The sequence below is a fragment of the Streptomyces sp. NPDC029139 genome (genome assembly GCF_055564335.1).
In genome coordinates, this window is the sequence record NZ_JBVHWN010000016.1 from 34,820 (window position 1) to 60,264 (window position 25,445).

Here is a 25,445-nt window from a genome sequence, read left to right on the forward strand (position 1 = left end):
ACGACTCGGAAGGGCCGTCGCGCTCGAGGGGCAGGGGGCGGACGCCCCGGAGGGGCTGGTGTCGGGCTCCTCGGCAGAGCTGACGGGGAAGGCCACGATGCCGGTGGGCCATCACGAGTCCGGCGACGAGGTAGAGGGCGGTGCCCGCGGGGCGCCACCGCACGGCTCGGTTGGTCTTCTTCACCGTTTCTCGTATGGGGCGCTATTCCAGGAGCGATGGCCCCCATCTGTCGTCATTGGTGACGGTCGGCGGGCCGCCCGGCCCAGGTCGTGTCTCTCGGATCACGCCCTAGTCCTCCTCGCCGCACCATCCGTCCACGTCGCGCACGCCTGCTGCGGCGAGTGCGGCCAGGTGGGCCGGGCAGCCGAACGCCTCCGCGTCGGGGCGCGGCGCCGGGACGGTCTCCGGGGCGTGGAGGTGTCGTAGGACCGCGCCGTCGAGTCGTTCGAGGTCGGGGTGGTCGTCGTGGGCGCAGGTGTCGGGGTGCGGGGTCGCGGCGACGGTGCGCAGCAGCGTCCGGATGTCGCGGGCCAGGGCGATGGCCGGGCCGGGATGCGTGATGCGCAGGGCTGTGACGGCGGTCAGGAGGAGTACGGTCCGCTCGCGGTCGTCCGCGGCGAGCGCGTGCCGCCGGGCGGCCCAGATGCCCTGGAGCTCGCGGGCCGACTCGTCGCGCCCGTCGAACAGCGCGGTGAAAGGCTCGATGGCGAGGGTCCCGTCGGCGCGCAGGAACTCCGCGTCGAGGTGCCCTGTCTCCCGGTGCCCGAACAACTCCTCGCGGCCCGCGCGCAGTTCGCTGAGGGTTTCGCGGGCGGTGGCGGCGGTGAACCGGGGGCACAGCCAGAGTGAGAGGTCGATCCCGGCCAGTTCCAGGAGGGCGCGGCCGCCGTCGTCGCCCAGGTGCACACCCAGGGTGAGGGTGTCGTCGGCGATGGCGGGGCGGTCCGGTTCGTCGTCGTCGTCGTCGTCGAGGAAGCCGGGCAGCCCGGGGTGCCCCTCGTCGCCGTGCGCGCAGGGGTGGTCGAGGGCATCGAGGGGGACCTCCTCCAAGGTCTCGATCAGGTCGTCGAGGACCCATCGCTCGCGCACGACCCCGGACAGCGCGTACCAGGACGCCGCCGTCGCGACCAGCACGCCGCCCGCCCGGTCCCCGTCACTTGTCACGAAGCGGAGTTCCGAACCGGCGTCGGCGATCTCGTTGTAGGCGTCGAACCCGTATCCCTCCAGGACGGAGGTGAGCCTGTCGAGCGTGGCCTGGGCGTCCTCGGAGAGGCGTGCCGGCACGTCGGCGGCGGAGCCGGGCTCCAGCCGGTCCATGCCCACGCGTGCGAGCCCTGCGATGTTGCGCGGGCAGGCCCACTGCTCGCCGGTCCAGCCGATCGCGGAGAAGTCCGTGTCACCGTGCGCCAGGGGGCGGGCGACGTCCTTCAGATAGCGCGGCGGGTCGTCGAGGCCGTCCTGGTACGGGTGCTCGGCGTGTGTGCACGGGCGGTTCTTGAGCGCACGGTCCGCCCGGTCGAGCGCGTCGTGCACGGCGCCGGACACCCGCTCCGGCCTGCGGTCGGCGTACGGGAGCGTCATCGCGAGGCCGAGCACCCACAGCGGGGCACGGTCCCCTGCGGGGTCGGCGACCAGTCGCCGTACGCAGTCGAGGACGGTCTCGTCGTACTCCGGGTTCCCCTGCGCCCGGACGTCGTCCTGTATGTCCTGCCAGGCGCCGATCAGCGCCTGCAGCTCGGGGGTGGTCTCGGACGGGTCGTAGATGCCCTCGCCGTCCATGGATTCGATCATGCCCGGTACGACGCGGGGCCCGGGGAGGAGGTTCCCGCGGGTGCACGGGTACCGGCGAGCCGGGGTCCGGTGTGAGGGGATGCACGAACCGGGAGGTTCAGGAGAATTGGCGCGACTGTGCCTCTTTCACGGCATTCGAGTTTCACCGCACGAGAGGACTCGCTTCATGCCTGTCGTCGACACGCCGATGCACCTCACGCGAGGCGCCCACGTCGGATCTCGGTATTCATCCTCGACGCCTCCATCGCGTTCTGCTCGGCCCTGACCGGGCAGGAGTCCGTCGCCGAGGGCACCTTGAGCAGCGGGCCGTCCGGCCGTTCACAGGGGCGGCCGGTCGCGAAGCTGCGGTACGCGACGATCAACATCGACGGGCTCGGCATCGACCTGATCCAGTTCATGGACACGGTGGGCGGGCGCACCGATGGCAAGGCGAACCGCCCGGCTCCAGCATCACCAAGGTCGCGTACTTGAACGACCCGGACGGCACCAACCTGGAGATCATCGATCCCAAGGGCGCTTCGCCAACTATGGCCTGTCGTTCGGATCAGGCCGGATCTGGTCAGTGGCCCCGCGACCCCGGCAAGGTCCGAACGACAGGCTCTAGTCCGCGCCCGTGCTTCCGTGCGCTTCGAGCACTGTCTTGAGATTGCGCAGGGTGATACGGATGTTCCTGCGCTGGAAGTCGGCGAAGGTGTGCCCACGCGTCACCACACGGTCGAAGGCGCCTGCCACGGAGTCGGGCCAGGCGCGCCGGTCGTCGGTCCATGTCTCCGTCACCCGCGTGCCGTCGTCGACCGGCTCGAACCGGTACTCCCACGTTGCGATGGGTCCTCTCAGACGCGGCTGCCTGAGTCCGATGGCGTGGACCTTGAACCGGAAGATCCGGCCCTCCTCCGCTGCGGACACGGTGCATCGGGTGGTCCAGCGAAAGGGGCCCCGTTTGTTGTGGCCGTCGAAGACCATACCGACATGCGCCGCTTCCCGCCCGCCGCGCACGGTCGCGCCCAGGTTCTCCGGGCTCCAGCCGCCCATGAGCACCGGGTCGGAGACGTGCTGATAGACGGTGGCCGGGTCGACGGCGATGTGGATGGTGTCGGACACGCTGAACGTACGAGGCATGGCACTCCGATCTTCGGCCTCCCACGCTACCGCTCGATCGACGCCATTACTACCGGCGGGTAACCCTCTGGCCGCGGTCTCGCCCGGCCTGAATCACGGCCGCGTTCGCCTCGTTCACTCCTCGCCCAGCTGCGGTCGTCCGGTCGGTCGTGGACGCTCCCGTGAGCGGCCCTGCACGAGGGCTTACGGACGCACGTACCAAGGGTGATGACCACCCGATCGGCCGGTCACAGCCCTTTCCCGCTGCCAGACTTCCCGGAGGCAACGCGCCGGTGGGGCGTGGCGGGGGCGGGAGACGGAGTGGGCCTGACCGAGCGCGGTACGGCCGGTCGTGCCGATCCGGACGGAACGGGACCCGGCGTGACGGACCACGACGTCCCTCGGGCACGCGCGGCGACGGAGGACCAGCCGGGCGGGCGACAGCGCGGCGACGGGCCCGGCGGGCAGCGGCGGGACGACGGACCGGGCCGGGAACGGCGGCCCGGTGAGCTGCGGCGGGACGACGGGGCGGCGCGTGCGGTGCCGCGGCATGTGGCGTGCGTCATGGACGGCAACGGTCGCTGGGCGCAGCGGCGTTCGCTTCCCCGCACGGCGGGCCACCGGGCTGCGGAGACCACCGTCATCGACATCATCGAGGCGGCCCGCGGCGCCGGCGTCGAGTGGCTGAGCCTGTACGCCTTCTCCACCGAGAACTGGAACCGGCCGGGCAGCGAGGTCGACTACCTGATGCGCCTGGTCCGCCAGGTCGTGCGCAAGCACGCGCCGCTGTTGCTCGCCCGCGGCATCCGCTGCCGCTTCCTCGGGGTCACCGATCCGCGCATCCCCCGGGAACTGGCCCAGGACTTCGACGACCTGGCGACGCTGACCGCCGAGAACCGGGGGATGACGCTGACCGTCGCCTTCGACCACGGCGGGCGCCGGGACATCGTCGAGGCCGCGAGGTCGCTGATCCGCAGCGGGACGCCCGCCGACGAGGTGACCGAGCGGCTGTTCGCGGACCACCTGCCGTTCCCGGACACGCCCGACGTGGATCTGGTCATCCGTACCTCCGGCGAGCAGCGCATCTCCAACTTCATGCTCTGGCAGGTCGCCTATGCCGAGTGGGTCTTCCCCGAGGTGCTGTGGCCGGACTTCCGAGCCCCCGACTTCCTCGCCTGCCTGCACACCTACCGGCGCCGCGACCGCCGCTTCGGCGGCGTGCCGCCCCGGACGAACGGAGACCCATCATGACGACCGGAACCACGGGAACGGCCGATCAGGCCCCCCTGTTCGGCCAGGAGGCGCAGTTCCGTGCCTTCTTCGACGACCCGCGCTGGGCGCTGGCCATCATCCGCGCCACCGTGCTGGAGGCGGCTCACCCGCAGATCGGCGCCGCCCTCGCCGACAACTCCACCTTCGTCATCCACCCCTGGCGCCGACTGCGCAACACCTTCCTCAGCATGCGGCGTATGTTCGGCACCGACGTGGCGGTCCGCGAACGGGAGGCGGCCCGGCTCAACCGGCTGCACGCCCGGATGAGCGGTTCCGACTCCCGCGGACGGCGCTACGACGCGATGGACAGCGCGACCCGCGCCTGGGTGGTCGCCACCCTCTTCGAGAGCGCCGTCACGATGTGCCGGCTGAGCGGCCAGCCGCTCGACCAGGACACGATGGAGCGGATGTACGCCGAGTACCGCGGGTTCCTCGCCGCGCTCGACGGCGACGCCGCAGAACTCCCCGAGGACCTCCACGACTTCTGGCGGTACTTCGACCGGGTCGTCGAGGACGAGTTGGAGAACACCGAGGCGGCTCGCATCATCCTCTACCGGCTCTTCGACCACCTGCCCGCGCCGGCGCTGCTGGAGGGCGCGCCGACGCTGTGGGCGGCCGGCCGGGCCGTCGTCGGACCGCTCCTGGGCGCGATCACCGTCGCCTCGCTCCCCGAACCGTACCGGCGTCGGGCCGGCCTGCCGGAGATGCCCGGCGCCCCGACCCTCATGCAAGGCGCCTACCGCGCAGCCGGGCTCGCCCGTTTCCTGCCCGAAGGCTGGATCAACGCCGAGAGCATCATCGAACTCCTCTCGCTCTCCCCCGGCAGCGACGATCCCCGCGCCCGGACCGTGAACGCCCTGCACGCCCGCATGAAGCGGGCGACGGCCCTGCTCCGCCTCATCACACCGCTGGCCGGCGACCCCGACCCGGACCCGGACCCGGCGCCTACGGCAGGCACGGCGGAGGGGCGACGCTCGGCTGAGGAATTCTTCCGCAAGGTGCTGGACCAGACCGGCGACGGCCACCTCACCTGGCCGGACCTCGCTGCCATGGCCCGCGAACTCTCCACCCGCCTCGACCTGGACGAACCCGAGGAGACCCGCCTCTACGACGCCTTCGCCGCCTGGTGGCGCGAACTCCAGGCCGCCCTCGACACCGACGGCGACGGCCGCGTCAGCGCGGAGGAGTACGCCGCCGCCGTCCCCTCCCTCGCCGGACCGGCGCTCATCCGCGTCGCCGAAGTCCTCTTCGACGCCACCGACAAGGACGGCAGCGGGACCATCGACGCCGACGAGTACCGGACCCTGTTCCGCACCGCCTTCCACCGCGACCTCGCCGCCACCGACGGCGCCTACCGCCGGAGCGCCTTCGTGGGCGACTTCCTCTCCTTCATGTCGGGCCGCCGCACAAGCACCCCGTACGACCCCCTCCTCGCCGACGCCTGACGGAGCGGCGAGCCTCAGGGCATGCGCGGCGCGCCGTCAGAATGACGCGGGTGTCAGCCGAGTGCGCCGAGGAGTTCGTTGCACGCTTGCTCGCAGGAGCGGCAGGCTTCGGCGCAGACGCGGCAGTGCTCGTGCATGTCGGCGTGCCGTTCGCATTCGTCGCCGCACGCCTTGCAGACCATGGCGCACGCCTGCAGGATCGCGCGGGTGATGTTGGCGTCGTAGCCGGTGTGCCGCGAGAGGACCGCGGCGGTCGCGGTGCAGATGTCGGCGCAGTCCATGTCGGTACGGATGCACTTGGCCAGGTCTCCCACCATGCCCTCGGACAGGCAGGCGTCGGCACACGCCGTACACGCCTGCGCGCAGGCGATGCACTCCTCGATGCAGCGGGTGAGCTTGGCCTGGTCGATGGCGCCGAGGTCGGCCGGGTAGGTGGCGAGCATGTCCTTGACGGTGCTGGACATCGTGTCTCCCTCTGCGCGGGGCCGGCGGAACCGGGACGGCCGCCTTTCAAGCCCCGGCCACCTCTCCAGCTAACGCCCCTGACCACGAACGCGCCCGGCCAGTGCGAGGGGGCGGCTGGATGCGGCCGTCTGGAGCTTGATCATCAGCTCCATGGCGGCCCGATGGCCGGTGACTGGAGTATTCGGACGATGCGCCCGTCTTCGCCGACATCGTCGGCGATCCCGCCTCGTCGATCTGAAAGGCCGAGTCAGCCCTGTCGACGGCCGTCACGTCCATGTGATGCCTGGTACGGCAACGAGTGGGATTTCCCTGGCCGTGCGATCGAGCTCCTCGGGCTTCTCGCCCCCCCGGCGGACTGGGCGGAACCCCGCCGTCCGCCCACCACGCCGCCGCCCTTCAGAGTCGGTCGCGTTTCGCGAGGTGCGGCACCGCCTGCACTGAGACAATGCGAGCAGGGGCTGTGAAGAGCCGACCGAGCCCCTGGGGTGCACATGTCCGACGTGCTGTCGTGGCCTCCACACCTGGGCTGATACCACCGGCCCGGGCCACGCTGGGCTACCCTGGCGGGCTACCCCGTACCCGGTGCCCGACACCCGATGCTGCACTGCAGACGTGATTGCCGCCGTACTCGGCGGCGGTCCCTCAGAGACGGGACGAGCAGTGTCCACCACAGAACTCGACGCGGCGGTCGTGACGGCGCTGGTCGAGGACGCCGTGAGGGCGCCCTCCACGCACAACGCCCAGCCCTGGAGGTTCGTCCATCGCACCGGCAGCCGCTCCGTCGAGCTGCACGGCGATCCCGACCGCACGCTGCCGGTCGCGGACCCGGACAACCGCGCCCTGCACCTGGGGTGCGGCGCGGCCCTGCTCAACCTACGGGTGTCCGCCGCTCACCGCGGCTGGACTGCCGACGCCCGGCTGCTCCCGGACGCCACCGACCCCTGGCACCTGGCCGACGTAGAGCTCAAGCCCACCGACAGGGTGGACCGCCGTCTCGCGGACCTCCATCCCGCCGTTCGGCGGCGGCACACCAGCAGATACCCCTTCTCCGAAGAGAGGATTCCCGCACCAGTTCTCGCCGAGCTTCGCTCTGCGGCCCTGCAAGAAGGCTGCCGGCTGCTCACACCGGGCGCCTGGCACACCGACACCGTCATGGAACTCGTACACGACGCCGAGATGCTCGAAGCCGCGAACGAGGCCGTGCGCGCGGAGATCGCCACCTGGACACGCCCGGGCACGCCCGGTGAGGGACCCGCCACCGAGGGCATCCCGGCGGATGCCCTCGGTCCACGGCAGTACGGCGTGAGCGCCCCCGCCCGGGACTTCGACCCCGAGCGCCGCACGCCGGACCGTGACGTGGCCGTCTTCGAGAAACGGCCCCAGATCGCGCTGCTCGGCACCATGGAGGACACCCCGGCGGACTGGCTGCGGGCGGGGCAGGCGATGCAGCGTGTGCTCCTCCAAGCCACGCTCGACGGGATGGCGACCTCGCTGATGTCACAGCCCCTCGAATGGCCGGAGCTGCGCACCTCCGTACGCGACCCGAGTGCCCCGATCGGCTTCGTTCACATGGTGTTCCGCCTCGGCTACGGCCCCCAAGGCGCGCCGACACCACGCCGCCCCGTGGCAGAGGTTCTCAGTCTGCTGTGACGGGGTCGACGAATCGCCTCAGGCTGCTGGAGCAGCGGAAAGGATCGGCGCAAAGCCCGTGGAATCGAGCATTGACTACAAGGCGCTGTTCGCGGCCACGCCCAGTCCGTATCTGGTGCTGAGTCCCGACCTGGTGATCGTCGACGTCAACGAGGCATACCTGCGGGCGACCGGCCGGAGCAGAGGGGACCTGGTCGGCCAGCACCTGTTCGACGCCTTCCCCGACAATCCCGCGGACGAGAACGCCGATGGGGTGCAGAACCTGGGCGCCTCGCTGCGTCGGGTCCTGCAGTCGAGCCGGCCGGACACGATGGCGGTGCAGAAGTACGACATCCCTCTGACGTCCCGGCACGGCGCCTTCGAGGAGCGCTGGTGGTCGCCGATCAACACCCCGGTCCTCGGCCCGGACGGACAGGTGGCGTGGATCATCCACCGGGTGGAGGACGTGACCGAATTCGTCCGCTCCCGCCGGGCGCACCCAGCGGGCGGACCGCTGGCCAGACCGGAAGTGATGGAGGCCGAGCTGTATGCGCGGGCGCGGGAACTGCAGCGGTTGAACGAGGAACTCCGTCAGGCGCACACCCGCGAACGGCAGGTCGCCGTCACCCTGCAGGAAGCCATGCTGCACTCGCCAGACCTCGACCGGCACCCTGACGTCGCGGTGCGTTACCTGCCCGCGGTCGGGTCGCTGAACGTGTGCGGCGACTGGTTCGACGTCGTGGATCTGCCCGACGGCTCCCTCGGCGCCGCGGTCGGCGACGTCGTCGGCCACGGGCTGGAGGCCGCCGCCGTCATGGGCATGCTGCGCAGCGCATTGAACGCAGCCGTACGGACCCTCCAGCAGCCGGCCACATCGCTGGAGGTCCTCGGCCTGTACGCCCGGTCGATCGACGGGGCACTGGCCACCACCGCCGTCCAAGCCGTCATCGACACCCATGACCGGCGGATCACCTACAGCAGCGCCGGCCACCCGCCACCCGTTCTGCTGCACCCCGACGGCACGTGCGACCTGCTGGATCAGGCCACCGACCCGCCGCTCGGCGCCCGCCCCGAACACGTCGCACGCCCGCAGGCCGCCATGCCGTACAACCCCGGCGACATCCTCGTGCTGTACACCGACGGGCTCATCGAACGCCGCGACCAGGACATCGACGTCGGCCTGCATCAGCTCACCGACGCCCTCGCCCGCCACGCCCGCTTGAGCTCCGAACGCCTCGCCGACGCTCTGCTGACCCGTCTCGGTGTCGCCGGCGGCGCCCGTGACGACATCGCACTGATCGTCGTCCGCCTCTGACAACGCGCTCCCTGCCCCCGGAATCACTCCGCCGCGTTCTGGTAGAAGCACAGCCGCAACAGGATCACCGCTCGCGCGTCCCCCACGTCGGCGAAGCGTTCGAGCGAAGCCACCACCCGGGTGTCATGGCCTTCGCGCACCGCCGACACGACCCCACCGGACCCCTCGATCACCTGGCACAACTCAGTCGGCGCAACCGGCTCGATCACGCTGGGCAGGGGCAGTTGCGGTCCGTGCGCTCGCCGCTGGCTCGACACGGGCTCGGACCTGCTTGTGGGCGCGGTTGGACTCCTCCTTCCACTCCGGGATATCGGTCTGAGCGCCGCTCACGGCGGTGAGGGATCACGAGTCCCGTGGCCGGATGGCCGCCGTCGGCGATCGTGAGCGTTCTGCCGACGGCGGGCTTGTCGCCGGGCTCCTCCCACGACGTGCAGTCGTTGCGGATGATCCGGACGCCGAAGCGCTGTGGTCGCGCAGCACGGCCGCGGAGGCGGGCGGGTTCACGTCGGCCGGGTCGGCGGCGATCGTGTTGAGGCGTCGTCGTCGAGGAGGGCGGCCCGCGGGGCGGTGACAGGCGGACCTGGGTGTCGTCCGGCTCGCCGCTGACCACCGGATACCGACGATGGGCTGTTGGTGGCTGCTGGGGCTCAGTCGCCGCCGCCGCAGCTCGACCCGCAACTCGACCCGCAACTGGAACCGCAGCCGCTCCCGTTGTGCCGGTTGTCGGAGTTGCTCCCGCGCCCCCGGGTCGACGAGCCGCGCGGTTGGTTCCTGCGGCGCTCCTCCGCCTTGCGCTGTTCCTCCCGGTAGCGCTCCGCTTCCTCCCGGGCCTGCCGGAGCCGCTCGCGCTGCCGGGCAGGGCCGTCCGCCGGCTCCCACGGGCCCAGCCCGTGGCGGCGGTCCGGGCGGAGCGGGACGGTGGTCACGCTCGCGTACATCCGCCCCATCCCCTGGTGGCGGTGGTATTCGGCACAGGCGTACTCGAGGACGACTTCGTCGCCCTCCGCGACGGTGCCGTACAGGACCGCTTCGAAAGGCTCGTGCTGGGGGTCGATGTCGTGGTGCCCGTTCCCCACGTCATACGCCGATCCGCTGCCCAGAAGCCGCGTCCACGCGCGCGTGTCGCTCTTGCGGGGAACGTACGCGATCAAGGGGGCCGCTGAGCGGGTGCGGGCGTCCGCGCACACCCAGTGGCGCCCATCCGTTCCGGCGCGCACGCCCACGATCAATGCCGGCTGCGGCTCCCCGTGCAACCGCCGGGCCGCCAGATAGGCAAGCTGCCCCCAGCCGTAGAACGTCGTACCGGCCACAAGGAGTACCAGACCGATCCTCTGCTGTCCGACGGCGTCGTAGGGCACGCCAGACGCGGTCGGTTCCCCGAACAGACCTTCGGTGAGGATGGCTGCGGCGACCAGACAGAGCGCCAGCCCGAGGTAGACCTGCTGGTGTCCGCGGTGGCCGTCCGATTCCGGGGTGCCTTCCGGCAGCGGAAAGCGGCGCTCTCCCGCAGCGGCAAGGGCGAGGGCCCGCTGCCGGCGTCGGGCCCGCAGCCGCAGACAGCCTCCTGCGAACGCGACGGCGCCGGCGGCGAGGACAACCAGCCACCCGGCCTTCGCCGGATCGTCCACATCGCCGGGCCGGGCCAGAGTCAGAACCGCTTCTGCGGCGACGAACACGGCCGCCGGTATCGCCGCGACCGGAACGTACCGATACCAGAGCGGCAGGGCGGTCAGCAGAATCAGACCCGGATACCTCAGCCAGTCCGTCCCCTCACCGGGCCCGCTGTGCCAGGCCGCGGACGCGGACGAGATCCCGAACAGCAGCACGTACGCCGCCGCCACCAGCAAGGCCAAGACCCAGCCGCCCACGACCGGGGCGAGAACGGTCGGGACCGCCGCCTTCCGCCACCGTTCGGCGTCGTCCACAGCCCAGGTGGCGACGCTGCCTCCAGACACGGACCGGGAGACGACACCGTCCCCGGCCACGGACCAGACGCCGACACCGTCTTCGGGCAGAGTCCCGGTCGGCAGATGCTTGATGTGATACGCCGTCACCGAACCACCGCCGCGCGCCCCCGAATGGCCATCCCCCACGCCCCTCCGCTCGCTCCCCCATGATTCCCTGCCAGTCTGCCCGCCAGGGTCCTCCGCCACCGCAGAGTGTGCTTTCCAGCCAGACAGTCCGGTCCGGTCCGGTGACCACGCGCTTGGCGTTCGCGGTGATGGTCGGTCCGATGCGGGCGGCGCGGGCGGGTCTCGCCTTCGTTCTCATGAACGCGCACAGCCTCGACGAGGGTGCCCTTGGTCGGTACCGGGCGAGCACAGCCCGATCGCGGCGGCCCCGGTCGACCGGTGCTGCCGGGGACCATGCCCCATCTCGTTCCGGTACCACTGCCTGTTGGCCCACCCAACCCGCCGCGTAACCACCATGCCGACTTCCCTTCCACAGCGACGAGTCGATCCTGCTCCAGCGCGACGCCGGCTCGACCGGCCCACCGGCGAGCCAATTCGCCGCTACGAACGCGTCGGGCCGGGAGGCGATGAAGGAGCGTGAGGCGACCGCACCGCCCGACCGTGGCGAGGGGGAGCAGCTGCTGCCGCGATATGGCTGGGCCCGTCGTGGTCGCTCCGTGTCGGTGCGGCTTCCGTCCGACCTCGGGGCTGGGGGGCTCGCATGTTGCGGTGTCGCGTATTCGCGAGCCGCTCGACGTGCCGGACACGTTGAGTGATCGCTTGGGGCTCGTGGCGGCCGCGGGCAACTACCAGAGCCAGCGGTCGAGGAACTCGGCCCAGATGAACCCGTTGTAGCCGTCGAAGGCGGGTGGGTCGATCTTCTTTAGTTCGTCAGCGAGCATGCTGAGCCCGGCGAGGGCTTCGTCCTCGCGGTCGTCCGGATCGCTCAGGATCTCGGACTCGCTGACGTGCAGGCCGTAGTGGTGAAGGGTCCGCAGCCACAGGTCGATGGAGGAGTTGGCGAACCATGCCTCCCCTTGCGGAAGGACGTAGTGGACCGTGCCTGTCCCGGGTTCGACGCCGAACGACCATTCCATGCCGGGCACGAGGTCGCCATGGTGATTCTGGGTGAGGCGGTAGAGCGACCTACCATCTGACGTCTGGAGTGCTGGAGCCGCCTCCACCTGGAACGATACGTACTCGATCAACTGATCGACGATGGGGATCCCGACCTCGACCAGTAGTGCCTTCTGATTTTCGGGGATATGCCAGCCCGACACGACTGCCGAGTCTGCCCTTGTCACGTTCCCTGTGCCGGCCCAGGCGGTGAGCTCGTCAAACGTTGTCATGTGAGAGTCCTTCCGCGGCCGGCTGCGATGCGGACCCTATCGAGCAGGGCTGACAGGCACGTGGCCCCATCGGGGACGACACACTCCTCAGTGGTCGCCGGGGGCGTACCGCTCCAGGTTCTACCGGCCTCGCGCAGCTGCCGCCCTCACGGAGACCCGCAGGGGACTCCTGGCGCCCGGGCGGTAGTGTCCTGAGCAGCCGACACGAAGTACGGCGGCATCAACAGCGTTTGAGCACGCGGCCGTTACGCTGAGGCGGGGGGTTCACATGAGGCGCGCCATCGTCATGGGCGGGAGCTATGCGGGGCTTTTCGCCGCCCGCGTGCTGAGCGACTACGCCGAGGACGTTGTGGTGATCGAGCCCGACGTCATAGGGGATGACGGGCTCGGCCGGCGGACCCCTCAGCGGCACCAGCTCCACGCTCTGCTGTCCATGGGGCACGCGCAGCTGGAGCGCTGGTTCCCGGGGACAACCGACGATCTGGTGGCGGGCGGCGCGCGCCTCGGCGAGGGCGACGACGTGCAGTTCTACCTGGACGGGCGTCTGAAGGCCCCGGTGGCCGGGGCGCGCATGCTCGGTGCCACCCGGCCGTTTCTGGAGAGCCACCTGCGGCGCCGGGTCGAAGACCTCAAGAACGTGCGGTTCGCCCGGGCGCAGGTCACCGACCTCCTGCTCCAGGAGGGCCGCGTGGTTGGCGTGACCACGGCGGCCCCCGAGAGCGGCGGCGGTGCCGGTGAGACGTTCGACGCCGAGTTCGTGGTCGACGCGATGGGGCGCAACAGCCCCCTGGAGGACTGGCTCGTCCGGCACGGCTGGGACAAGGCGCCCGTCGACAGCATGCGGATCGATCTCGGATACGCCACCGCCGCCTTCCGCCGCGGCGACGAGCTGGGCGGCACGGTCATAGCCCACTCCAGCCCGGGACCCGCGAGCGACTACCAGCCCACGCTGACGGAGCCCGGCGCCCTCGCCGCGGTGGAGGGCGAGCGCTGGTCGGTCGTCCTGGCCGGCTACGCCGACTACCGCCCCGGCCCCGACCGGGAGGAGTTCCTGCGGCGGATGCGCCGCTGCGTCGCCCCGATCCGGACGGTGGCGGACACCTGCGAGATGATCGGTGACGTCAAGACGTACCGCTTCGTCGAAAGCCGCCGCCGGGTGCACACCCGCCTGAGCCGCTTCCCCGGCGGTCTCGTCGTCGTCGGAGACGCCCTGGCCAGCGTCAACCCGATCTACGGCCAGGGCCTGACCCTGTCGGCGCTGGCGGCCAACGCCCTCGGCGCCTACCTCCGCTCCACCTCTTCTCCGCAGGGCCCGGCGTGGGACTACTTCCGCCTCGTCGAGACCGTGGTGGACGGCGCCTGGCAGCTCTCCACGGCCGCCGACCTCGCCCAGCCCCATGTCACCGGCCCGTACCCCCGCGGCTACCGCGTGCAGAAGTGGGTCGCCGACAAGCTCACCGAGGCCTCCGTGCTCGACTCCGACGTGAACGAGCGGTACATGGACGTAGTGAACATGCGGCTGCCGCCGAGGGCTTTGACCGACGTCCGGTTCCTCACCCGCGCCGCCCGCGTGCTGCTCAGCAGCTGACGGCGTCGATCGTGTGGAGACGCGGCCTCGACCAGGCGGGCATCCGCGGGCCGGGCGTCCGCCAGGGGATAAGGGTGTGAGTAGTTGGCGTACGGGAAATCCCGGTCACTCGGAGGGTGAGCCCTGGCCTCGCCGTAGGGTCGTTCCCTGGTCGAGCGCGCCCTGCTCGGCGGTCGAGACCCGCTTGTAGAGCAGATTCGCCACCGAGGGGCCCCTTCCGTACGGAGGAGTGGACCACCATCGGATCTGATTGGATCGTCACCGCTCCTGCGTCCCGAAACGTCCGGGTTCATTGGACGCGTCGCCTACCTGTCTCAGACGATCGTTCGACGACGGTAATGAAGTAGCAGCGCTCGCCCTGCCCGGCAGCGGGGGTGGGCGGGGCGGCTGCCCTCCCGAAACTGCGACGAGGTGATGAGGAGCTTCTCTCCAGCCAAGGGTGGGGAGCGGTGCCGTGCGATCGTTCGTTTTACTGAACGAAATGTTCACCAGCTCGGTTCGTTCGTTATAGTGAACATATGGTTCATTCAAGCGAGACGCTTCGGGAAGCTGTCCAGGTCGCCACCTACCTGAATGACACGTATCTGGATCAGGCCGATACACAGGTGATCGCCGTAGGTGAGCGGGACGGTGCGCCGTGGGCTGCCCTCGAGCACTGCCTGTTCCATCCGCAGGGCGGCGGTCAGCCCGCCGACCGGGCTTGGCTGGACGATGTGGAGGTCGTCCCGGTCCGGGACCGGGAGTCGGGGCTGGTCGTGGCGGTGGCGCCCGAGGGTGGCAAGCTGCCGGGCCTCGCCGTGGGGCAGGAAGTACGGGCGCGGATTGATGTGCAGGCCCGGATGACGCACGCCGCGCTGCACACGGCCGGGCACCTGGTCGAGGCGGTCGGACGCGTTCAGGGGTGGGAGATGCTCAGCAGCAACCACTTCCCCGGTCAGGCCCGCATCGAGTTCCAGGCGCCGCAGGAATATGCCCGGCTGGCCGACCCGGAGGGGCGGGAGGAGGTCACCGCCGCTCTGCGGGCCGCGGCGACCGCCGCGATCGCCGCGGATCTGCCCGTCTTCGCGCGGTATGAAGGTGAGGGGCGGCGCGTGGTGCACCTGGATGCACTGCACTGCGCCCCCTGCGGGGGCACCCATGTGCGCAGCCTCGGCGATCTGGCCGAGGTGGTCCTGCCGACGCTGAAGGTGAAAAAGGGCTGCATCCGCGTGTCCTACTCCGCCTCCCACCGGAGCCACTGATGGCCGAGTCGTCCGGGTCCGGCCGGCAACCGGTGAGCAGCACCGCGGCCGCGGTCGGCGCGAAGATCCGTCTGCGCCGCCAGCAACGCGGCATGAGCGCTGCGGAGATGGCCCGGCGCGCCGGGCTGAGCAAGGCCACGCTGTCGCAGTTGGAGGCTGGCAAGGGCAACCCGACGATCGACACCCTGGACGCGATCGCCGTCGCACTGCGCATCCCGATCGCGGACCTGCTGGCGCGCGACGCCGACACCGGGCCGGTCTACCGGCCGGGCACGCCCACCGAACCGGGCGAGGTCGCCCGGGAACTGCTGCGCCGCATCAGCAGCGGCAACAGCCTGGAGATCTGGCGGCTGCGCATCCCGCCCGAGACGGAGCTGGCCGGCGTCCCCCACGCCACCGGCACGATCGAGCACCTGCTCATCGCCTCCGGGAACGTGACCGCCGGGCCGGTCGATGCTCCGCAGGACCTGGGTCCCGGCGACATGCTCGCCTTCGCCGGCGACGCCCCGCACTTCTACCGCACCGGTACCGAGGCCGTGGACATCACCGTCGTCTTCGCCTCTCCCATCAGCACCTGAGCCAAGGAAGACCCGCCCATGAGCACCACCGACGTCAGCGGCTCCAACCGGGCCTTCATCAGCGACAACATGGCGGGCGCCTCGCCCGAAATAGCGCAGGCCGTCGCCGCGGCGGCGGTCGGGCACACCCTGCCGTACGGCAATGACCCCCTCACCGGCATCGTCCGCCACCAGCTGAGCGAGATCTTCGAACGTGACGTCGAGGTCTTCCCGGTCTCCACCGGAACCGCCGCGAACTGCCTGGGCCTGGCTGCCCTGACCCCGCCCTGGGGCAGCGTGCAGTGCCACCCCGACAGTCACATCAACAACGACGAGTGCGGGGCGCCCGAGTTCTTCACGAACGGCGCCAAACTCGTCACCGTCCCCGGCGAGGACAGCAAGATCGATGCCGACGCGCTCCGTGAGGCGGTGCGCCGCAAGGCCGGTGACGTGCACAGCGTGCAGCCGTCGGTGGTGAGCATCAGCCAGGCCACGGAGAGCGGCAGCGTCTACACCCTCGACGAGATCCGCCGCCTGGCCGCCATCGCCAAGGACGCGGGCCTGCGTGTCCACATGGACGGCGCCCGCTTCGCCAACGCCCTGGTCCACCTCGGTGCCACCCCGGCCGAGATGACCTGGAAGGCCGGAATCGACGTGCTGTCCTTCGGGGCCACCAAGAACGGCGCGATGACCGCCGACGCCATCGTCTCCTTCGACCCGGCACTGGCCACCGAACTCGCCTTCCGTGCCAAGCGCGCCGGGCAGCTCGCCTCCAAGATGCGCTTCCACACAGCCCAGCTCGACGCCTACCTCGCCGACGGCCTGTGGCTGCGCAACGCCCACCAGGCCAACACGATGGCCACCCTGCTCGGCGACGGTCTCAAGGCCCTCCCCGGCACCGAACTCCTGGGCAGCCCGCAGGCCAACATCCTCTTCTGCCGCCTGCCCCAGCAGACAACCGAAGGGCTCCTCGCCGAGGGCTACACCTTCTACCACGACCGCTGGGCACCGGGCATCGTCCGCCTCGTCACCTCCTTCTCCCACACTCCCGAAGACATCGACCAGCTCTTGGACGCGGTCCGCCGACACACCCGCTGACCACCGGACCCGACCCGGCCAGGCGGCTTGGAAGAAAGATGCCTCAGGAGCAAGATCCGCCGAACGGGGGCTTACTCCCGTCCGCCACCCTCGTCGTCCTCGTCCAGTTCCGGCGCGTCCGGGTCGCGCACCGGGCGCAGGGCGCCGGCCCGGCGGCCGGGACGCTGGCGGTGAAGCCGTAGCGGCCGAGCAGGTTCAGATCGCGGTGCTTGAGCGGGGAGAGCCGGGCGATGTCCTCGTCCCGGATCTCGTGGCCCTCCGCCTGGAGCTGGGCGACGGCGGCGTCGATGTACTTCGTCGTCCAGAGCACGATGGCGTTGAGGACCAGGCCGAGCGCGCCGAGCTGGTCCTCTCTCCGACTCCCCAGTCGCCTGCGTCTACTGCGGCACCCCCAAGCCGAGCGGCAGCACGTGACTGCTGGCTAGTAGCCGCCTCTGCCAGGCGCCCCGCGCGCCCAGCTCCCGCACCAAGTTGAGCCCCAAAGACCCGCCCCGCCTTCGGCCCGGCGGCCCTCGATGCGCCCCTGGTTACGCCGTCTACTGCGGGCGCTGCGGCACGACCTGGCGGTGGGCGGCCTTCTCCACGCGGACCCGGCGCGAGCGCGGCGGCCTCGGTGGCCCTGGCGGCCGCGCTGGGCGCGGGCCGGCTCGATCGGGGCCGGCACGTGGTGCACGTCGTCGGGCTCGGGCACGCAAGACGGGGCCAGCGGGCGCAGCGCTGCACCTCACGCGCTCCAGCGATCGGAAAACGACCGCGCATCCACGGTGTCGGGGTGGTCGGGGCCCAGGACGCGTGCCCGGTCGGCGGCGACCTCGGCCAGCAACCGTGCCGCCTCCGCATGCTCCCCCGCCTTGCCGAGGTTGATAGCGCCGACGGCGCGGGCGTTCAGGGTGTCGCGGTGGTCAGGCCCAAGGACACGCGCCGAGTCGGAGGCCAGCTCGGCGTACAGACGTGCGGCCTCCGCATGCTCCCCCGCCTCTCCGAGTTCCCAGGCGTGGTGATGGCGGGAGAGCAGGGTGTTGTAGTGATCAGGTCCCAGGACGCGCGCCCGGTCGGCGGCGAGTTCGGCGTGCAGACGTGCCGCCTCCGCGTGTTCTCCTGTCCCACCGACATTGCCGGCGTGGCCCCCGCGGGTGGTCAGGGTGTCGGGGTGATCGGGGCCGAGTACACGTGTCCGATCCACCGCCAGCTCAGCAAACAAACGCGCCGCCTCCGCGTGCTCCCCGGTCTCCCCAAGTTGCCAGCCGTGATTGTGGCGGGTGGTCAGGGTGTCGGGGTGGTCGAGGCCCAGGACGCGCGTCCGGTCGGCGACCAGTTCGGCGAACAGGCGTGCGGCCTCCGCATGCTCCCCTGCCTCTCCAAGGAAGACGGCGTGGCCGAAGCGGGCATCGAGGGTGCCGGGGTGGTCGGCGCCCCGGACACGTGTCATGTCCGGGATGAGGTCGGCCAGCAGGCGCGCGGCCTCCGTATGCTCCCCTACGTCCCCGACGGTCAGGGCGTGGTGTCGGCGGACCTCCAAGGTTCGGTGGTGGTCAGGCCCCCACGCCCGAGCCAGATCAGGGATGAGGTCGGCCAGCACGCGCGCGGCCTCCTCAAACTTGCCCGACCTTCTGAGGTTGAGCGCGCGCCAGTGACGGCGACGTATGGCGCGAGGCTTCGGCTCGGAGTCCGTGACGGGGCCGGCCGGGTGGTCCGTATCTGGTGGCGGCTGGTGCCGGTGCGTCGGGGTGTGCCGTGGGGGTGTGGTGGGCGGGGGCGGGGAATGCTGGCTGGGTGGGGTGGTGTACGGCGCGGTGGAGGGTACGGCGCGTGCCTGGATCAGGGCGGTCACGGCCTGGGGCCACGGTGGGGTCGGCGGGAAGTCATCGGGCGGATCCCAGTGTGTGGTGATCTGTTCGAGGAGTTGGACGGTGGTGGGTCTATCTGCGTGGTTTTTCGCCAAGCACGCGGCGACCAGGGTGTGTAGTGGGCCGGTCAGCCCGCCCAGTCGTGGCTCGCCGTTGACAACGCGGTGCAGGACGGCCAGCGGCGGGCCCTGCCCGAAGGGCTCCTGGCCGGTGGCGGCGAAGGCGATCACGGCACCGAGGGCGAAGACGTCGCTGGCCGGCCCGACCTGGCCTCCTTCGGCTTGCTCCGGGGACATGAAGCCGGGCGTGCCGATGGCCGCGCCGGTGCCGGTCAACACAGTGGCGTCCATCGCGCGGGCGATCCCGAAGTCGGTGACGCGCGGGCCGTCCACGGCCAGCAGCACGTTCGACGGCTTGAGGTCACGGTGGAGCAGGTCCTTGGCGTGGATGGCCTGCAACGCCTCGACCAGTCCCGCTGCCAGGGGCCACACCGAGCCTTCCGGCAACGGCCCATCCTCGGCGACGGAGTTGGCCAGGGACGGCCCGGGAATATAGACGGTCGCGATCCACGGTGCCTCGTCTTCCGGACCGGCTGCCACCACCGACGCGGTGAACGCACCACTGACTGCTTGCGCTGCGGCCACCTCCCGCCGGAAACGACGACGGAACTCCGCCTGCCGCGCCAGATGCGGATGCACCACCTTCACCGCCACCGCACGCCCACCCGGCGAACGCCCCAGAAACACCTCCCCCATCCCGCCCGCGCCCAGCCGGCCACGCAACACGAAACTCCCCACCCGCACCGGATCCCCAGCCCCCAGCGGCTCCATAGCGCCCTCTCCACCGGAACAACACGCACCAACAACCAGTCGAAACCTACCCAACCACCAAAGCCCGACCGCCCAGTTCGAAACAGGCACTGAGCCTGCGCGGCGGCCTCGGTCGCTGCTCGCAGGGCGTCGCCGCAGCCTTGCGGCGGCGCTGGGCACGGGACTGTCCAATCTGGGCCGGCGCATCGCCCGGGACGACGTCGGTCGGGAGGAATGCCCTGCGGGACAGCTCGCGCATTGCGGCGGTCTGCCGCTCCACCGCTTCCGTGATATGCGGGTCCACCCGGCGCGGAGCGGCGGCCTCCTGGTGCGCGGCGAGCGCGCGGCGGTAGCCCTCGGACTCGGTCTTCCTGGTCTTCGCCGGGTCGGTGGGCGCGCCAGGGCCGGGTCTACCGGGGCGACGTCGGCTGGGCGAGGACACGCCCGGCGCCGGGCGGCATGATCCGTAGGGAGCCACGACGATGCGGGTCTGCTGCAGGCTTCGTCGCCCACTTCGACGAATCCGCCGGGACAGACCAGAAACCTGTAGCAGCGTGTCGCGGTCAGGCAGAGGGGCGCCGCCTGGTGCCGCCGCCGCTGCCGTTCAGCGGAATCAGGCTCTCCAGGTGAGCGCCTTTGACCCAGGAGCCCAGCAAGTCGCGGTGCAGGGCCACGATGTCCTGGCGCAGCGCCAGGCCCAGCGCGTCCTTCGTGAACGCGCGGCAGGTGGTGACGAACAGGGCGACGTCCGCGCCGTGCTCGAGACGGGCGGTGCCGACGAACTTCTGCATGTCCTGGGAGGACACGCTCCGATGCGCCGCGTACTTCTTGCACTGGATGACCAGCTTGCGGCCGTCGGCCAGGTAGCCGACGACGTCCGCGCCCAGGTCGCCGCTCTTGCCGCTGACGACGACCTTTGTGCAGCCGTCCCGCCGGCACAGCTCCGCGACGTACGTCTCGAATTCCTGCCACGTCAGGGCGTCGACCTGAGCCATGGACAGCTCGCGCGCCCGGGCCTCCTCCTGCGCCCGCCATGCCCTGTCCCGGCCGACCGCCTGGCGGTGCGCCCGCAGCAGCACCCAGCCGACCCCGCCCAGCGCGGCCGCGGCAATCACCGTCACCAGCACGGGCCACACCGTCGACCAGTTCGCGGCGACCCACACCACTACGGCCAGCGCCACCACCGCGCCCGAGCCCTGCAGCTGCCTGCGGGTCTGCTTCTTCAAGCGCCGGCGCCGTCGACGTGCCGCCATCACTCCCCCGCCCCCTGGGGTCGTGATCCGCAGTGCGCGCCGGCGAGAACTGTCCGGACGGTGTGTGAGCGAGGGCTCATCGGCTGGCCTGAGTGACGCCGCTCGTGAGCTGCCCCAGGATGTTCAATACCCCCTGCCCGGCCAGGGTGGGAACGTCCCGGTGTCAGGATGATGACGACGGTGGGTTTCTCGTCGAGGCGGCTGCGGGCCTCCGTGCGCCGCCGAAGTCGCCAGATGACGACCGCTGCGAGCAGCACCGCCACGTTGATGGTTACCAACCGCCCCCGACCTCCCGCCGACCGGCTTCACCCCACGGACGGCTGAACGGTGCCGTCCGCCTTCTTGTGTAGCGGCACCTTGGTGATGTTGGAGGCGGGTTGCCGACCAATGGCACAAAAAGCCATCGGACCTGGCCGAATAGCGCGTTACGGCGCTCTTCGGCCGTCACGGCTCGCTCGGTCGGCACGCCTCGTACTGCCGGTAGTCCCGTCCTCCCCGCGGTCCGATGTTCGCGGCAGTCCACTCGCGGACCCTGGCTGGGGTCATGAGGTAGAGCCGCAGGTGGGGGCTGTACCTCTCCTCTGCTTCCGGACTGTTGCAGTCGTGGTGCTCGTGCGCTCACTTCTGCAATGCCTGGTCGTACGCCTCCCCTTGCGGGCGCACGTGATCGGTGGGCACCCGACGGCGAACATGGGCGCAAGTCCTCCGGTGCAGGGAGCTGCTGAGGGCGATGCAGCTGAACTGCTCGGAGCACTGGTAACAGGCTCACCAATGGTCGGCACTGCGCAGGACCCGGTCGAACATCGGCTGGGCTGCACGACACATGGTCACCGTCCGCACGGCCCTTCGGGGCTCCTGTGGCACGTCAGCTTGCGGTAGTTGGGGTCCCACGGATCCAGTTGGTTGGTCACGTCCGTCTCCTTCACGCCGTCTTGGGCAATGCCTGGAGAGCCGTTCCGCCGGAGGCTATGCCCGCCGCGTCGCAGCGCGGCCGCGTGGGGGCACCAAGTCCTCCCCCTTGTACCAGGTCGCTCATTCCGGCTTCGGCAGGCAGCCGGAGCACCCCGCCGTAGGACTCGTCCCAGACGAGGTCGATGTCTTCGTCCTCGTCGGCGTACGGGCCGCTGTCTGGCGGCGCCAGCGTCACCCCGCCCACGCGACGTGTGGGTCGAACTCGAGCACCTGCACGCCCGCTGGGAGCGGGCCGGCCGACCGGAGAAGTACCAGGTCGACCTCTTCGACAGCACCGGAATCCAGCACGTTACCTCCGGCACAGCCCCGAAGGCCCTGAACTGGTCGCTCCCGCCGCTTGCCACCGTCCCCCGCCAGAAGCCGTGACCGCTCCTGGGCGGATCGCCGTTGCCGCTCGCTCCGCCAGCGCTGTGGGGCACGAGGCTTCTGGCTACGGAGCCGAGCAGTCGGCTTCCGCGCCGAAGCACATGCCACCGATCGAGTCCGTCAGCTCGCCAAACACCCCGACCTGAGCACACCGGCTGCTGGCTGCGGGCTGCTGAACGATTCGGTCCTTCCCAGCGTGGCCGCGTGTTCCAGCACCTCCCGGACGCGGGCCGCCAGGCCCGCCCAGGCGAAGGGCTCGGCACACCTCACTCCGCACGTTGTCGCTCAGGGCTTTGGGCGAGTTCCGCTGTGAATTGCGCGCCGGCCAGGAGGGAAAGGTGCGAACTCCACAGCCAGACGAGGAAGACGATGACTCCGGCGAGGGAGCCGTAAAGCCTGCTGTAGGTGCCGAGGCTGGTGGCATACAGGGCGAAGGCCGCCGAGCCGGCCAGCCACAGCAGTACAGCCAGCACCGCTCCTGGCAGGGCTTGGGAGGCGGCCCGAGCGGGTGCGGGGCCGGTGCGGAAGAGGACGAGGACCAGGAGAGCTACCAGGGCCAGAAGCGCCGGCCACTTCAGCAGCGTCCAGGCGGCCGCGGATGTGGGCAGCCAGTCGGCGAGAGCCGCGGCCAGGGGCGGGGTGAGGACGACCACGGCGGCACTGGTCACCAACAGTGCCAGAAGAAGAAGTGCGTTGAGAACGATGAGCGGAGCCGTGTGCAGGGCTGGGCGCCGGTGGTCGACACCATGCATGGCGTGCAGGGCACGACGGAACACCGCGAGATAGCTCGAGGCAGACCACAGCGAGCTGACGCTTCCCGCGGTAATCAGCATCCAGGCGGCGGAGCTTTCGTTCGCGAGCCCCCGCAGTGTCTCCTGAAGTGTGGCGCCGGACTCGGCCGGCGCCCATGAAGCTATCTGGGAGATCAGCCGATCTGTCGCCTCCGGGCTCAAGAGGCCGGTCAACGTGACCGCGACGAGCAGAGCTGGCACCAGCGCGAGGATCGCGTAGTAGGTCAGGGCGGCGGCCCAGTCGGCCACGTCGTCACGCCACATCGATGCGGGGACCGCCCGCAGCGCCGGCCACCATTGGCGGACGGTTCGCACGTTCCGCGAGGTTCTTGGGGTTCGGGTCCGGACGAAGGCCGCACGGCCAGATGGGGAGGGGCGAGAGGGGATCATCCGGGTCCCTTTCACCGGTTCGCACGACAGGGGCCGTGTTCGCATACCCCCCATGCTGAGAGGCAGACAGGCGCAGCACGGTGCCGTTCCTTGCGGGTGGACGACTCCGCTTACGCCGGGCGCATGCGTGCCTTCCCGCGTCGGTTCCTGCGCGCGGATTCCACCTCAGGTGAAGGGCCGACACTTGTCCAGAGGTGCGGCTCGTTCGCGGCCGAACAAGGTCCTTGCCTCGGAACGCTCTGCTCTCGCCACTCACGAGCAGGCTCGCCTGGCATGGTGGCGCCCCTGCAAGGCCGAGCTGTCATGGCTTGTTGGCGATGGCCCCCAGGTACTGATTGATCTGTTCCAGGCGCGCATCCACATGTCGTGCGGTCTCGGCCACCTCGCGAAGCTGCTCACAGACAGCGAGCAGCGCGAGAGCCACGGCCTTCTGCCCATGGTCGGTAACGTCGTCCAACGCGGCCCGGGCTGCTTGGGCCGCCGATTGAGGGCTCTTCTCTGCCATGCGCTTCCCTCACTGTCCGGGGCTGACGGAAACTCTCGCTGACGGAAAGTCCCTCGGATCGTGCCCGCTGGTGCGTCGCAGGAACCATTCGGCGTATCCCGGTGGTTTGTGCACAGGCAGAGAACCCGACCAAAAGCCCCTGTGACCGCCGCGCCCCGTCGTCCGTTGGCAACCCTTCGACGGACGACGGGATGGCGGACCAGGGGCGTCAGCGCCGGAAGGTCGAGACCGGGTACACGGAGTCCATCCCCCAGAAGGGGGTGATGCCGTAGTGGGCGTAGACCTCGTCGTAGTAGGAACTCTGCTCGACCAGGTCGGGGTCGTAAGCCGGGGCACCGGCCACCTCATGGGGGGACTGGCTGACACACACCTGCTGGTCGGTGATGCGGACGATGGCGTCCACGGGAATGAACGTCTTCTTCTCCCCCAGCCCGAGGAAGCCGCCATGTTCCACGAGGAGAAAGCGAACCTTGCCTTCTTCTGCATCGATGAGCAGGTCCGCGATCTTCCCCAGGTCCTCGCCGTCGGCAGAAGTCACGGTGCGGCCGCGGACGTCTTCCTCGGGTGAGGCAACCGTCTGCACCGAGTCGCTCAGCCTGCTGAGGACGGGAATATGGCTCGTGCTCACGTCGAAGCTCCCTTGCGGTACGTGGAACGCGCCGTACTTTGGGCGCGTCGTGCGGCTGTCCACGTGCCCGCGGAAATCGATCTCATGTCCCAGCACGAGGTGTGTGATGCCACCTGCTCCCCACGCTGGCAGTGCCGCGCGGTCAGCCGGTGAGTGCGAAAGGCGACGGGTGTGCTCGGGCAGCTCGGCGAGGCGGTTGAGCCGGCAGGAAGGGCGCGACATTCACCGGACCGTGACCGTGCACCGTGTCCACTCCCCGACCGGAGGCAGTGCCCACCAGCCGGCAGGACACCCGGGCATTCAGAAACACGGACTGTCACCGTCCCGGGCTTTTCTCCGGGGTGTGTCAGGGTAGTCGAGGAGCGACAGGGTGCGCGGCAGGGCAGGCAAGGAGCGGTAGTGATCACCGAACAACAGCTTGCGGCCATGGGCGGATGCCTGGTCAAGACCGTCCAAGGACAGTCCGTAGGAGTGGTGGGTTACTTCCTCGTGGACGACACCACGGGGCGGCCTGAGTGGGTGCGGACCTCCGAGCATGGGTCCGGGCCGGGCGGGGTTTTCGTCCCGCTGCGCCACGCCGAACTGAGCGATGGGTGCCTGACGGTGCCGCATCCCGGGGCCCTCATCGAGTGCGCGCCTTGCGCCGAGGTGGAGCCTGACGGCGTGCTGACCGTGGCCCAGGAGCAGCGACTGTTCGAGCACTACGGAATCAGGGCCGTCCGCGAGGAGACGCACACCCAGGGCGGGGCCGGGTGGGCAGAGATGGACCGAGCGCAGACCATCCGTGAAGGCACGGAGGGCCACGAGGGCGACCGTTCCCGCCTGCGGCCCATGCGGCCGGCGTAATTCGACACGCTGGTGAGCGATCAGGGCCGGGTATTCCCGGCCCTGATCGCGCGTGAACCTGGCGCCTACGGTGGCTCTGCAACGGTGTGCGTCCTCGTGGTGCGTCAGCCGCAGAGAGGTACGCGACGGAAGTGCGATCCGCACCGGCCCCGCGTGTACCGCGTCATCGCCCGCTGAACCGAGGACTTCCCCCGCACACCGACGCCCTTTCGCCGAACCGGTACAGCGCCACAGTGG

23 protein-coding genes and 2 pseudogenes are annotated in these 25,445 nt (G+C 70.4%); 10 read left to right on the forward strand and 15 right to left on the reverse strand.

From position 1 onward, the window contains the following. Positions 1-289: 289 nt before the first annotated feature. The 3 genes from ACZ4VW_RS28090 to ACZ4VW_RS28100 all read right to left on the reverse strand — a co-directional run bounded on the left by ACZ4VW_RS28090 (position 290) and on the right by ACZ4VW_RS28100 (position 2,911). Positions 290-1,792 carry a hypothetical protein gene (locus ACZ4VW_RS28090; protein ID WP_467967142.1) on the reverse strand — a complete coding sequence of 501 codons (1,503 nt, stop codon included), beginning with the start codon at positions 1,790-1,792 and terminating at the stop codon, positions 290-292. Between the two features lie 194 nt (positions 1,793-1,986). Beyond that, positions 1,987-2,190, reverse strand: coding sequence for a hypothetical protein (locus ACZ4VW_RS28095; RefSeq protein ID WP_467967144.1), 204 nt, complete (start codon positions 2,188-2,190; stop codon positions 1,987-1,989). Between the two features lie 202 nt (positions 2,191-2,392). Continuing rightward, entirely contained in the window at positions 2,393-2,911 is a 519-nt protein-coding gene (locus ACZ4VW_RS28100) for an SRPBCC family protein (RefSeq protein ID WP_467967146.1), read from the reverse strand. Positions 2,912-3,400: 489 nt separating this feature from the next. Here ACZ4VW_RS28100 and uppS point away from each other — a divergent pair, with 489 nt between their 5' ends. Next, positions 3,401-4,141 carry a polyprenyl diphosphate synthase gene (gene uppS / locus ACZ4VW_RS28105; protein WP_467967365.1) on the forward strand — a complete coding sequence of 247 codons (741 nt, stop codon included), beginning with the start codon at positions 3,401-3,403 and terminating at the stop codon, positions 4,139-4,141. Continuing rightward, the gene (locus ACZ4VW_RS28110) at positions 4,138-5,607 is read left to right on the forward strand and encodes an oxygenase MpaB family protein (protein WP_467967148.1); all 1,470 of its coding nucleotides are present in this window, start codon (positions 4,138-4,140) and stop codon (positions 5,605-5,607) included. Before uppS ends, ACZ4VW_RS28110 begins: the two co-directional genes overlap by 4 nt. A gap of 53 nt (positions 5,608-5,660) precedes the next feature. On the opposite strand, the gene ACZ4VW_RS28115 is transcribed toward ACZ4VW_RS28110, so the two are convergent. After that, complete coding sequence (locus ACZ4VW_RS28115) at positions 5,661-6,071, reverse strand: four-helix bundle copper-binding protein (RefSeq protein ID WP_467967150.1); 411 nt, start codon at positions 6,069-6,071, stop codon at positions 5,661-5,663. 661 nt (positions 6,072-6,732) lie between these two features. Between ACZ4VW_RS28115 and ACZ4VW_RS28120 the strand changes: the two genes are divergently transcribed. Together ACZ4VW_RS28120 and ACZ4VW_RS28125 are read left to right on the forward strand one after the other, a co-directional pair. Continuing rightward, the gene (locus ACZ4VW_RS28120; RefSeq protein WP_467967152.1) at positions 6,733-7,722 is read left to right on the forward strand and encodes an Acg family FMN-binding oxidoreductase; all 990 of its coding nucleotides are present in this window, start codon (positions 6,733-6,735) and stop codon (positions 7,720-7,722) included. Positions 7,723-7,780: 58 nt separating this feature from the next. After that, positions 7,781-9,016 carry a PP2C family protein-serine/threonine phosphatase gene (locus tag ACZ4VW_RS28125; RefSeq protein ID WP_467967154.1) on the forward strand — a complete coding sequence of 412 codons (1,236 nt, stop codon included), beginning with the start codon at positions 7,781-7,783 and terminating at the stop codon, positions 9,014-9,016. A 23-nt stretch (positions 9,017-9,039) separates the two neighbouring features. Here the strand turns inward: ACZ4VW_RS28125 and ACZ4VW_RS28130 are convergent, their stop codons facing one another. The 4 genes and pseudogenes from ACZ4VW_RS28130 to ACZ4VW_RS28145 form a co-directional block, all read right to left on the reverse strand. Next, entirely contained in the window at positions 9,040-9,225 is a 186-nt protein-coding gene (locus tag ACZ4VW_RS28130; RefSeq protein WP_467967156.1) for a hypothetical protein, read from the reverse strand. Between the two features lie 40 nt (positions 9,226-9,265). Further along, a pseudogene (locus ACZ4VW_RS28135) lies at positions 9,266-9,458 on the reverse strand (IS5/IS1182 family transposase); the annotation flags it as partial. A gap of 205 nt (positions 9,459-9,663) precedes the next feature. Then, on the reverse strand, positions 9,664-11,070 hold the full coding sequence (locus tag ACZ4VW_RS28140) for a hypothetical protein (protein ID WP_467967158.1): 1,407 nt from the start codon (positions 11,068-11,070) through the stop codon (positions 9,664-9,666). A 704-nt stretch (positions 11,071-11,774) separates the two neighbouring features. Next, positions 11,775-12,317, reverse strand: coding sequence for an SUKH-4 family immunity protein (locus ACZ4VW_RS28145; RefSeq protein WP_467967160.1), 543 nt, complete (start codon positions 12,315-12,317; stop codon positions 11,775-11,777). Between the two features lie 268 nt (positions 12,318-12,585). Between ACZ4VW_RS28145 and ACZ4VW_RS28150 the strand changes: the two genes are divergently transcribed. From ACZ4VW_RS28150 to ACZ4VW_RS28165, 4 genes are all read left to right on the forward strand, one after another. Continuing rightward, complete coding sequence (locus ACZ4VW_RS28150) at positions 12,586-13,905, forward strand: FAD-dependent oxidoreductase (protein WP_467967161.1); 1,320 nt, start codon at positions 12,586-12,588, stop codon at positions 13,903-13,905. A 518-nt stretch (positions 13,906-14,423) separates the two neighbouring features. Continuing rightward, a complete protein-coding gene (locus ACZ4VW_RS28155) occupies positions 14,424-15,146 on the forward strand; it encodes an alanyl-tRNA editing protein (protein WP_467967163.1) in 723 nt (240 codons plus the stop codon). Next, positions 15,146-15,724: a helix-turn-helix domain-containing protein gene (locus tag ACZ4VW_RS28160; RefSeq protein WP_467967165.1), complete on the forward strand. Its 579-nt coding sequence runs from the start codon at positions 15,146-15,148 to the stop codon at positions 15,722-15,724. Before ACZ4VW_RS28155 ends, ACZ4VW_RS28160 begins: the two co-directional genes overlap by 1 nt. An 18-nt stretch (positions 15,725-15,742) precedes the next feature. Then, positions 15,743-16,801, forward strand: a complete 1,059-nt coding sequence (locus ACZ4VW_RS28165) for a threonine aldolase family protein (protein ID WP_467967167.1) — start codon at positions 15,743-15,745, stop codon at positions 16,799-16,801. 71 nt (positions 16,802-16,872) lie between these two features. On the opposite strand, the pseudogene ACZ4VW_RS28170 reads toward ACZ4VW_RS28165, so the two are convergent. The 4 genes and pseudogenes from ACZ4VW_RS28170 to ACZ4VW_RS28185 form a co-directional block, all read right to left on the reverse strand. Further along, positions 16,873-17,153: pseudogene (locus ACZ4VW_RS28170) on the reverse strand (Tn3 family transposase); the annotation flags it as partial. Positions 17,154-17,525: 372 nt separating this feature from the next. Beyond that, positions 17,526-19,478 carry a serine/threonine-protein kinase gene (locus ACZ4VW_RS28175; protein WP_467967169.1) on the reverse strand — a complete coding sequence of 651 codons (1,953 nt, stop codon included), beginning with the start codon at positions 19,476-19,478 and terminating at the stop codon, positions 17,526-17,528. Positions 19,479-20,020: 542 nt separating this feature from the next. Next, positions 20,021-20,710, reverse strand: a complete 690-nt coding sequence (locus ACZ4VW_RS28180; RefSeq protein WP_467967171.1) for a restriction endonuclease — start codon at positions 20,708-20,710, stop codon at positions 20,021-20,023. 922 nt (positions 20,711-21,632) lie between these two features. Continuing rightward, entirely contained in the window at positions 21,633-21,857 is a 225-nt protein-coding gene (locus ACZ4VW_RS28185) for a hypothetical protein (RefSeq protein ID WP_467967173.1), read from the reverse strand. A 14-nt stretch (positions 21,858-21,871) separates the two neighbouring features. Between ACZ4VW_RS28185 and ACZ4VW_RS28190 the strand changes: the two genes are divergently transcribed. Further along, positions 21,872-22,048, forward strand: coding sequence for a hypothetical protein (locus ACZ4VW_RS28190; RefSeq protein WP_467967175.1), 177 nt, complete (start codon positions 21,872-21,874; stop codon positions 22,046-22,048). A 266-nt stretch (positions 22,049-22,314) separates the two neighbouring features. On the opposite strand, the gene ACZ4VW_RS28195 is transcribed toward ACZ4VW_RS28190, so the two are convergent. From ACZ4VW_RS28195 to ACZ4VW_RS28205, 3 genes are all read right to left on the reverse strand, one after another. Next, entirely contained in the window at positions 22,315-23,088 is a 774-nt protein-coding gene (locus ACZ4VW_RS28195; protein WP_467967177.1) for a YihY/virulence factor BrkB family protein, read from the reverse strand. Positions 23,089-23,530: 442 nt separating this feature from the next. Continuing rightward, positions 23,531-23,734 (reverse strand): hypothetical protein, encoded by a 204-nt coding sequence (locus tag ACZ4VW_RS28200; RefSeq protein WP_467967179.1) that lies wholly within the window; start codon positions 23,732-23,734, stop codon positions 23,531-23,533. 208 nt (positions 23,735-23,942) lie between these two features. Beyond that, positions 23,943-24,584, reverse strand: a complete 642-nt coding sequence (locus ACZ4VW_RS28205; protein ID WP_467967181.1) for a PRC-barrel domain-containing protein — start codon at positions 24,582-24,584, stop codon at positions 23,943-23,945. A 177-nt stretch (positions 24,585-24,761) separates the two neighbouring features. On the opposite strand from ACZ4VW_RS28205, the gene ACZ4VW_RS28210 reads away from it, so the two are divergent. Then, complete coding sequence (locus ACZ4VW_RS28210; RefSeq protein WP_467967183.1) at positions 24,762-25,208, forward strand: hypothetical protein; 447 nt, start codon at positions 24,762-24,764, stop codon at positions 25,206-25,208. Positions 25,209-25,445: the final 237 nt, after the last annotated feature.

Excerpts from the sequence above, each read along its gene's own strand:
- ACZ4VW_RS28090 (WP_467967142.1), bottom strand. The coding sequence starts at position 1,792 with ATGATCGAATCCATGGACGGCGAGGGCATCTACGACCCGTCCGAGACC.
- ACZ4VW_RS28095 (WP_467967144.1), bottom strand. The coding sequence starts at position 2,190 with ATGAACTGGATCAGGTCGATGCCGAGCCCGTCGATGTTGATCGTCGCG.
- ACZ4VW_RS28100 (WP_467967146.1), bottom strand. The coding sequence starts at position 2,911 with ATGCCTCGTACGTTCAGCGTGTCCGACACCATCCACATCGCCGTCGAC.
- ACZ4VW_RS28110 (WP_467967148.1), top strand. The coding sequence starts at position 4,138 with ATGACGACCGGAACCACGGGAACGGCCGATCAGGCCCCCCTGTTCGGC.
- ACZ4VW_RS28115 (WP_467967150.1), bottom strand. The coding sequence starts at position 6,071 with ATGTCCAGCACCGTCAAGGACATGCTCGCCACCTACCCGGCCGACCTC.
- ACZ4VW_RS28145 (WP_467967160.1), bottom strand. The coding sequence starts at position 12,317 with ATGACAACGTTTGACGAGCTCACCGCCTGGGCCGGCACAGGGAACGTG.
- ACZ4VW_RS28150 (WP_467967161.1), top strand. The coding sequence starts at position 12,586 with ATGAGGCGCGCCATCGTCATGGGCGGGAGCTATGCGGGGCTTTTCGCC.
- ACZ4VW_RS28155 (WP_467967163.1), top strand. The coding sequence starts at position 14,424 with ATGGTTCATTCAAGCGAGACGCTTCGGGAAGCTGTCCAGGTCGCCACC.
- ACZ4VW_RS28160 (WP_467967165.1), top strand. The coding sequence starts at position 15,146 with ATGGCCGAGTCGTCCGGGTCCGGCCGGCAACCGGTGAGCAGCACCGCG.
- ACZ4VW_RS28165 (WP_467967167.1), top strand. The coding sequence starts at position 15,743 with ATGAGCACCACCGACGTCAGCGGCTCCAACCGGGCCTTCATCAGCGAC.
- ACZ4VW_RS28175 (WP_467967169.1), bottom strand. The coding sequence starts at position 19,478 with ATGGAGCCGCTGGGGGCTGGGGATCCGGTGCGGGTGGGGAGTTTCGTG.
- ACZ4VW_RS28180 (WP_467967171.1), bottom strand. The coding sequence starts at position 20,710 with ATGGCGGCACGTCGACGGCGCCGGCGCTTGAAGAAGCAGACCCGCAGG.
- ACZ4VW_RS28200 (WP_467967179.1), bottom strand. The coding sequence starts at position 23,734 with ATGGCAGAGAAGAGCCCTCAATCGGCGGCCCAAGCAGCCCGGGCCGCG.
- ACZ4VW_RS28205 (WP_467967181.1), bottom strand. The coding sequence starts at position 24,584 with ATGTCGCGCCCTTCCTGCCGGCTCAACCGCCTCGCCGAGCTGCCCGAG.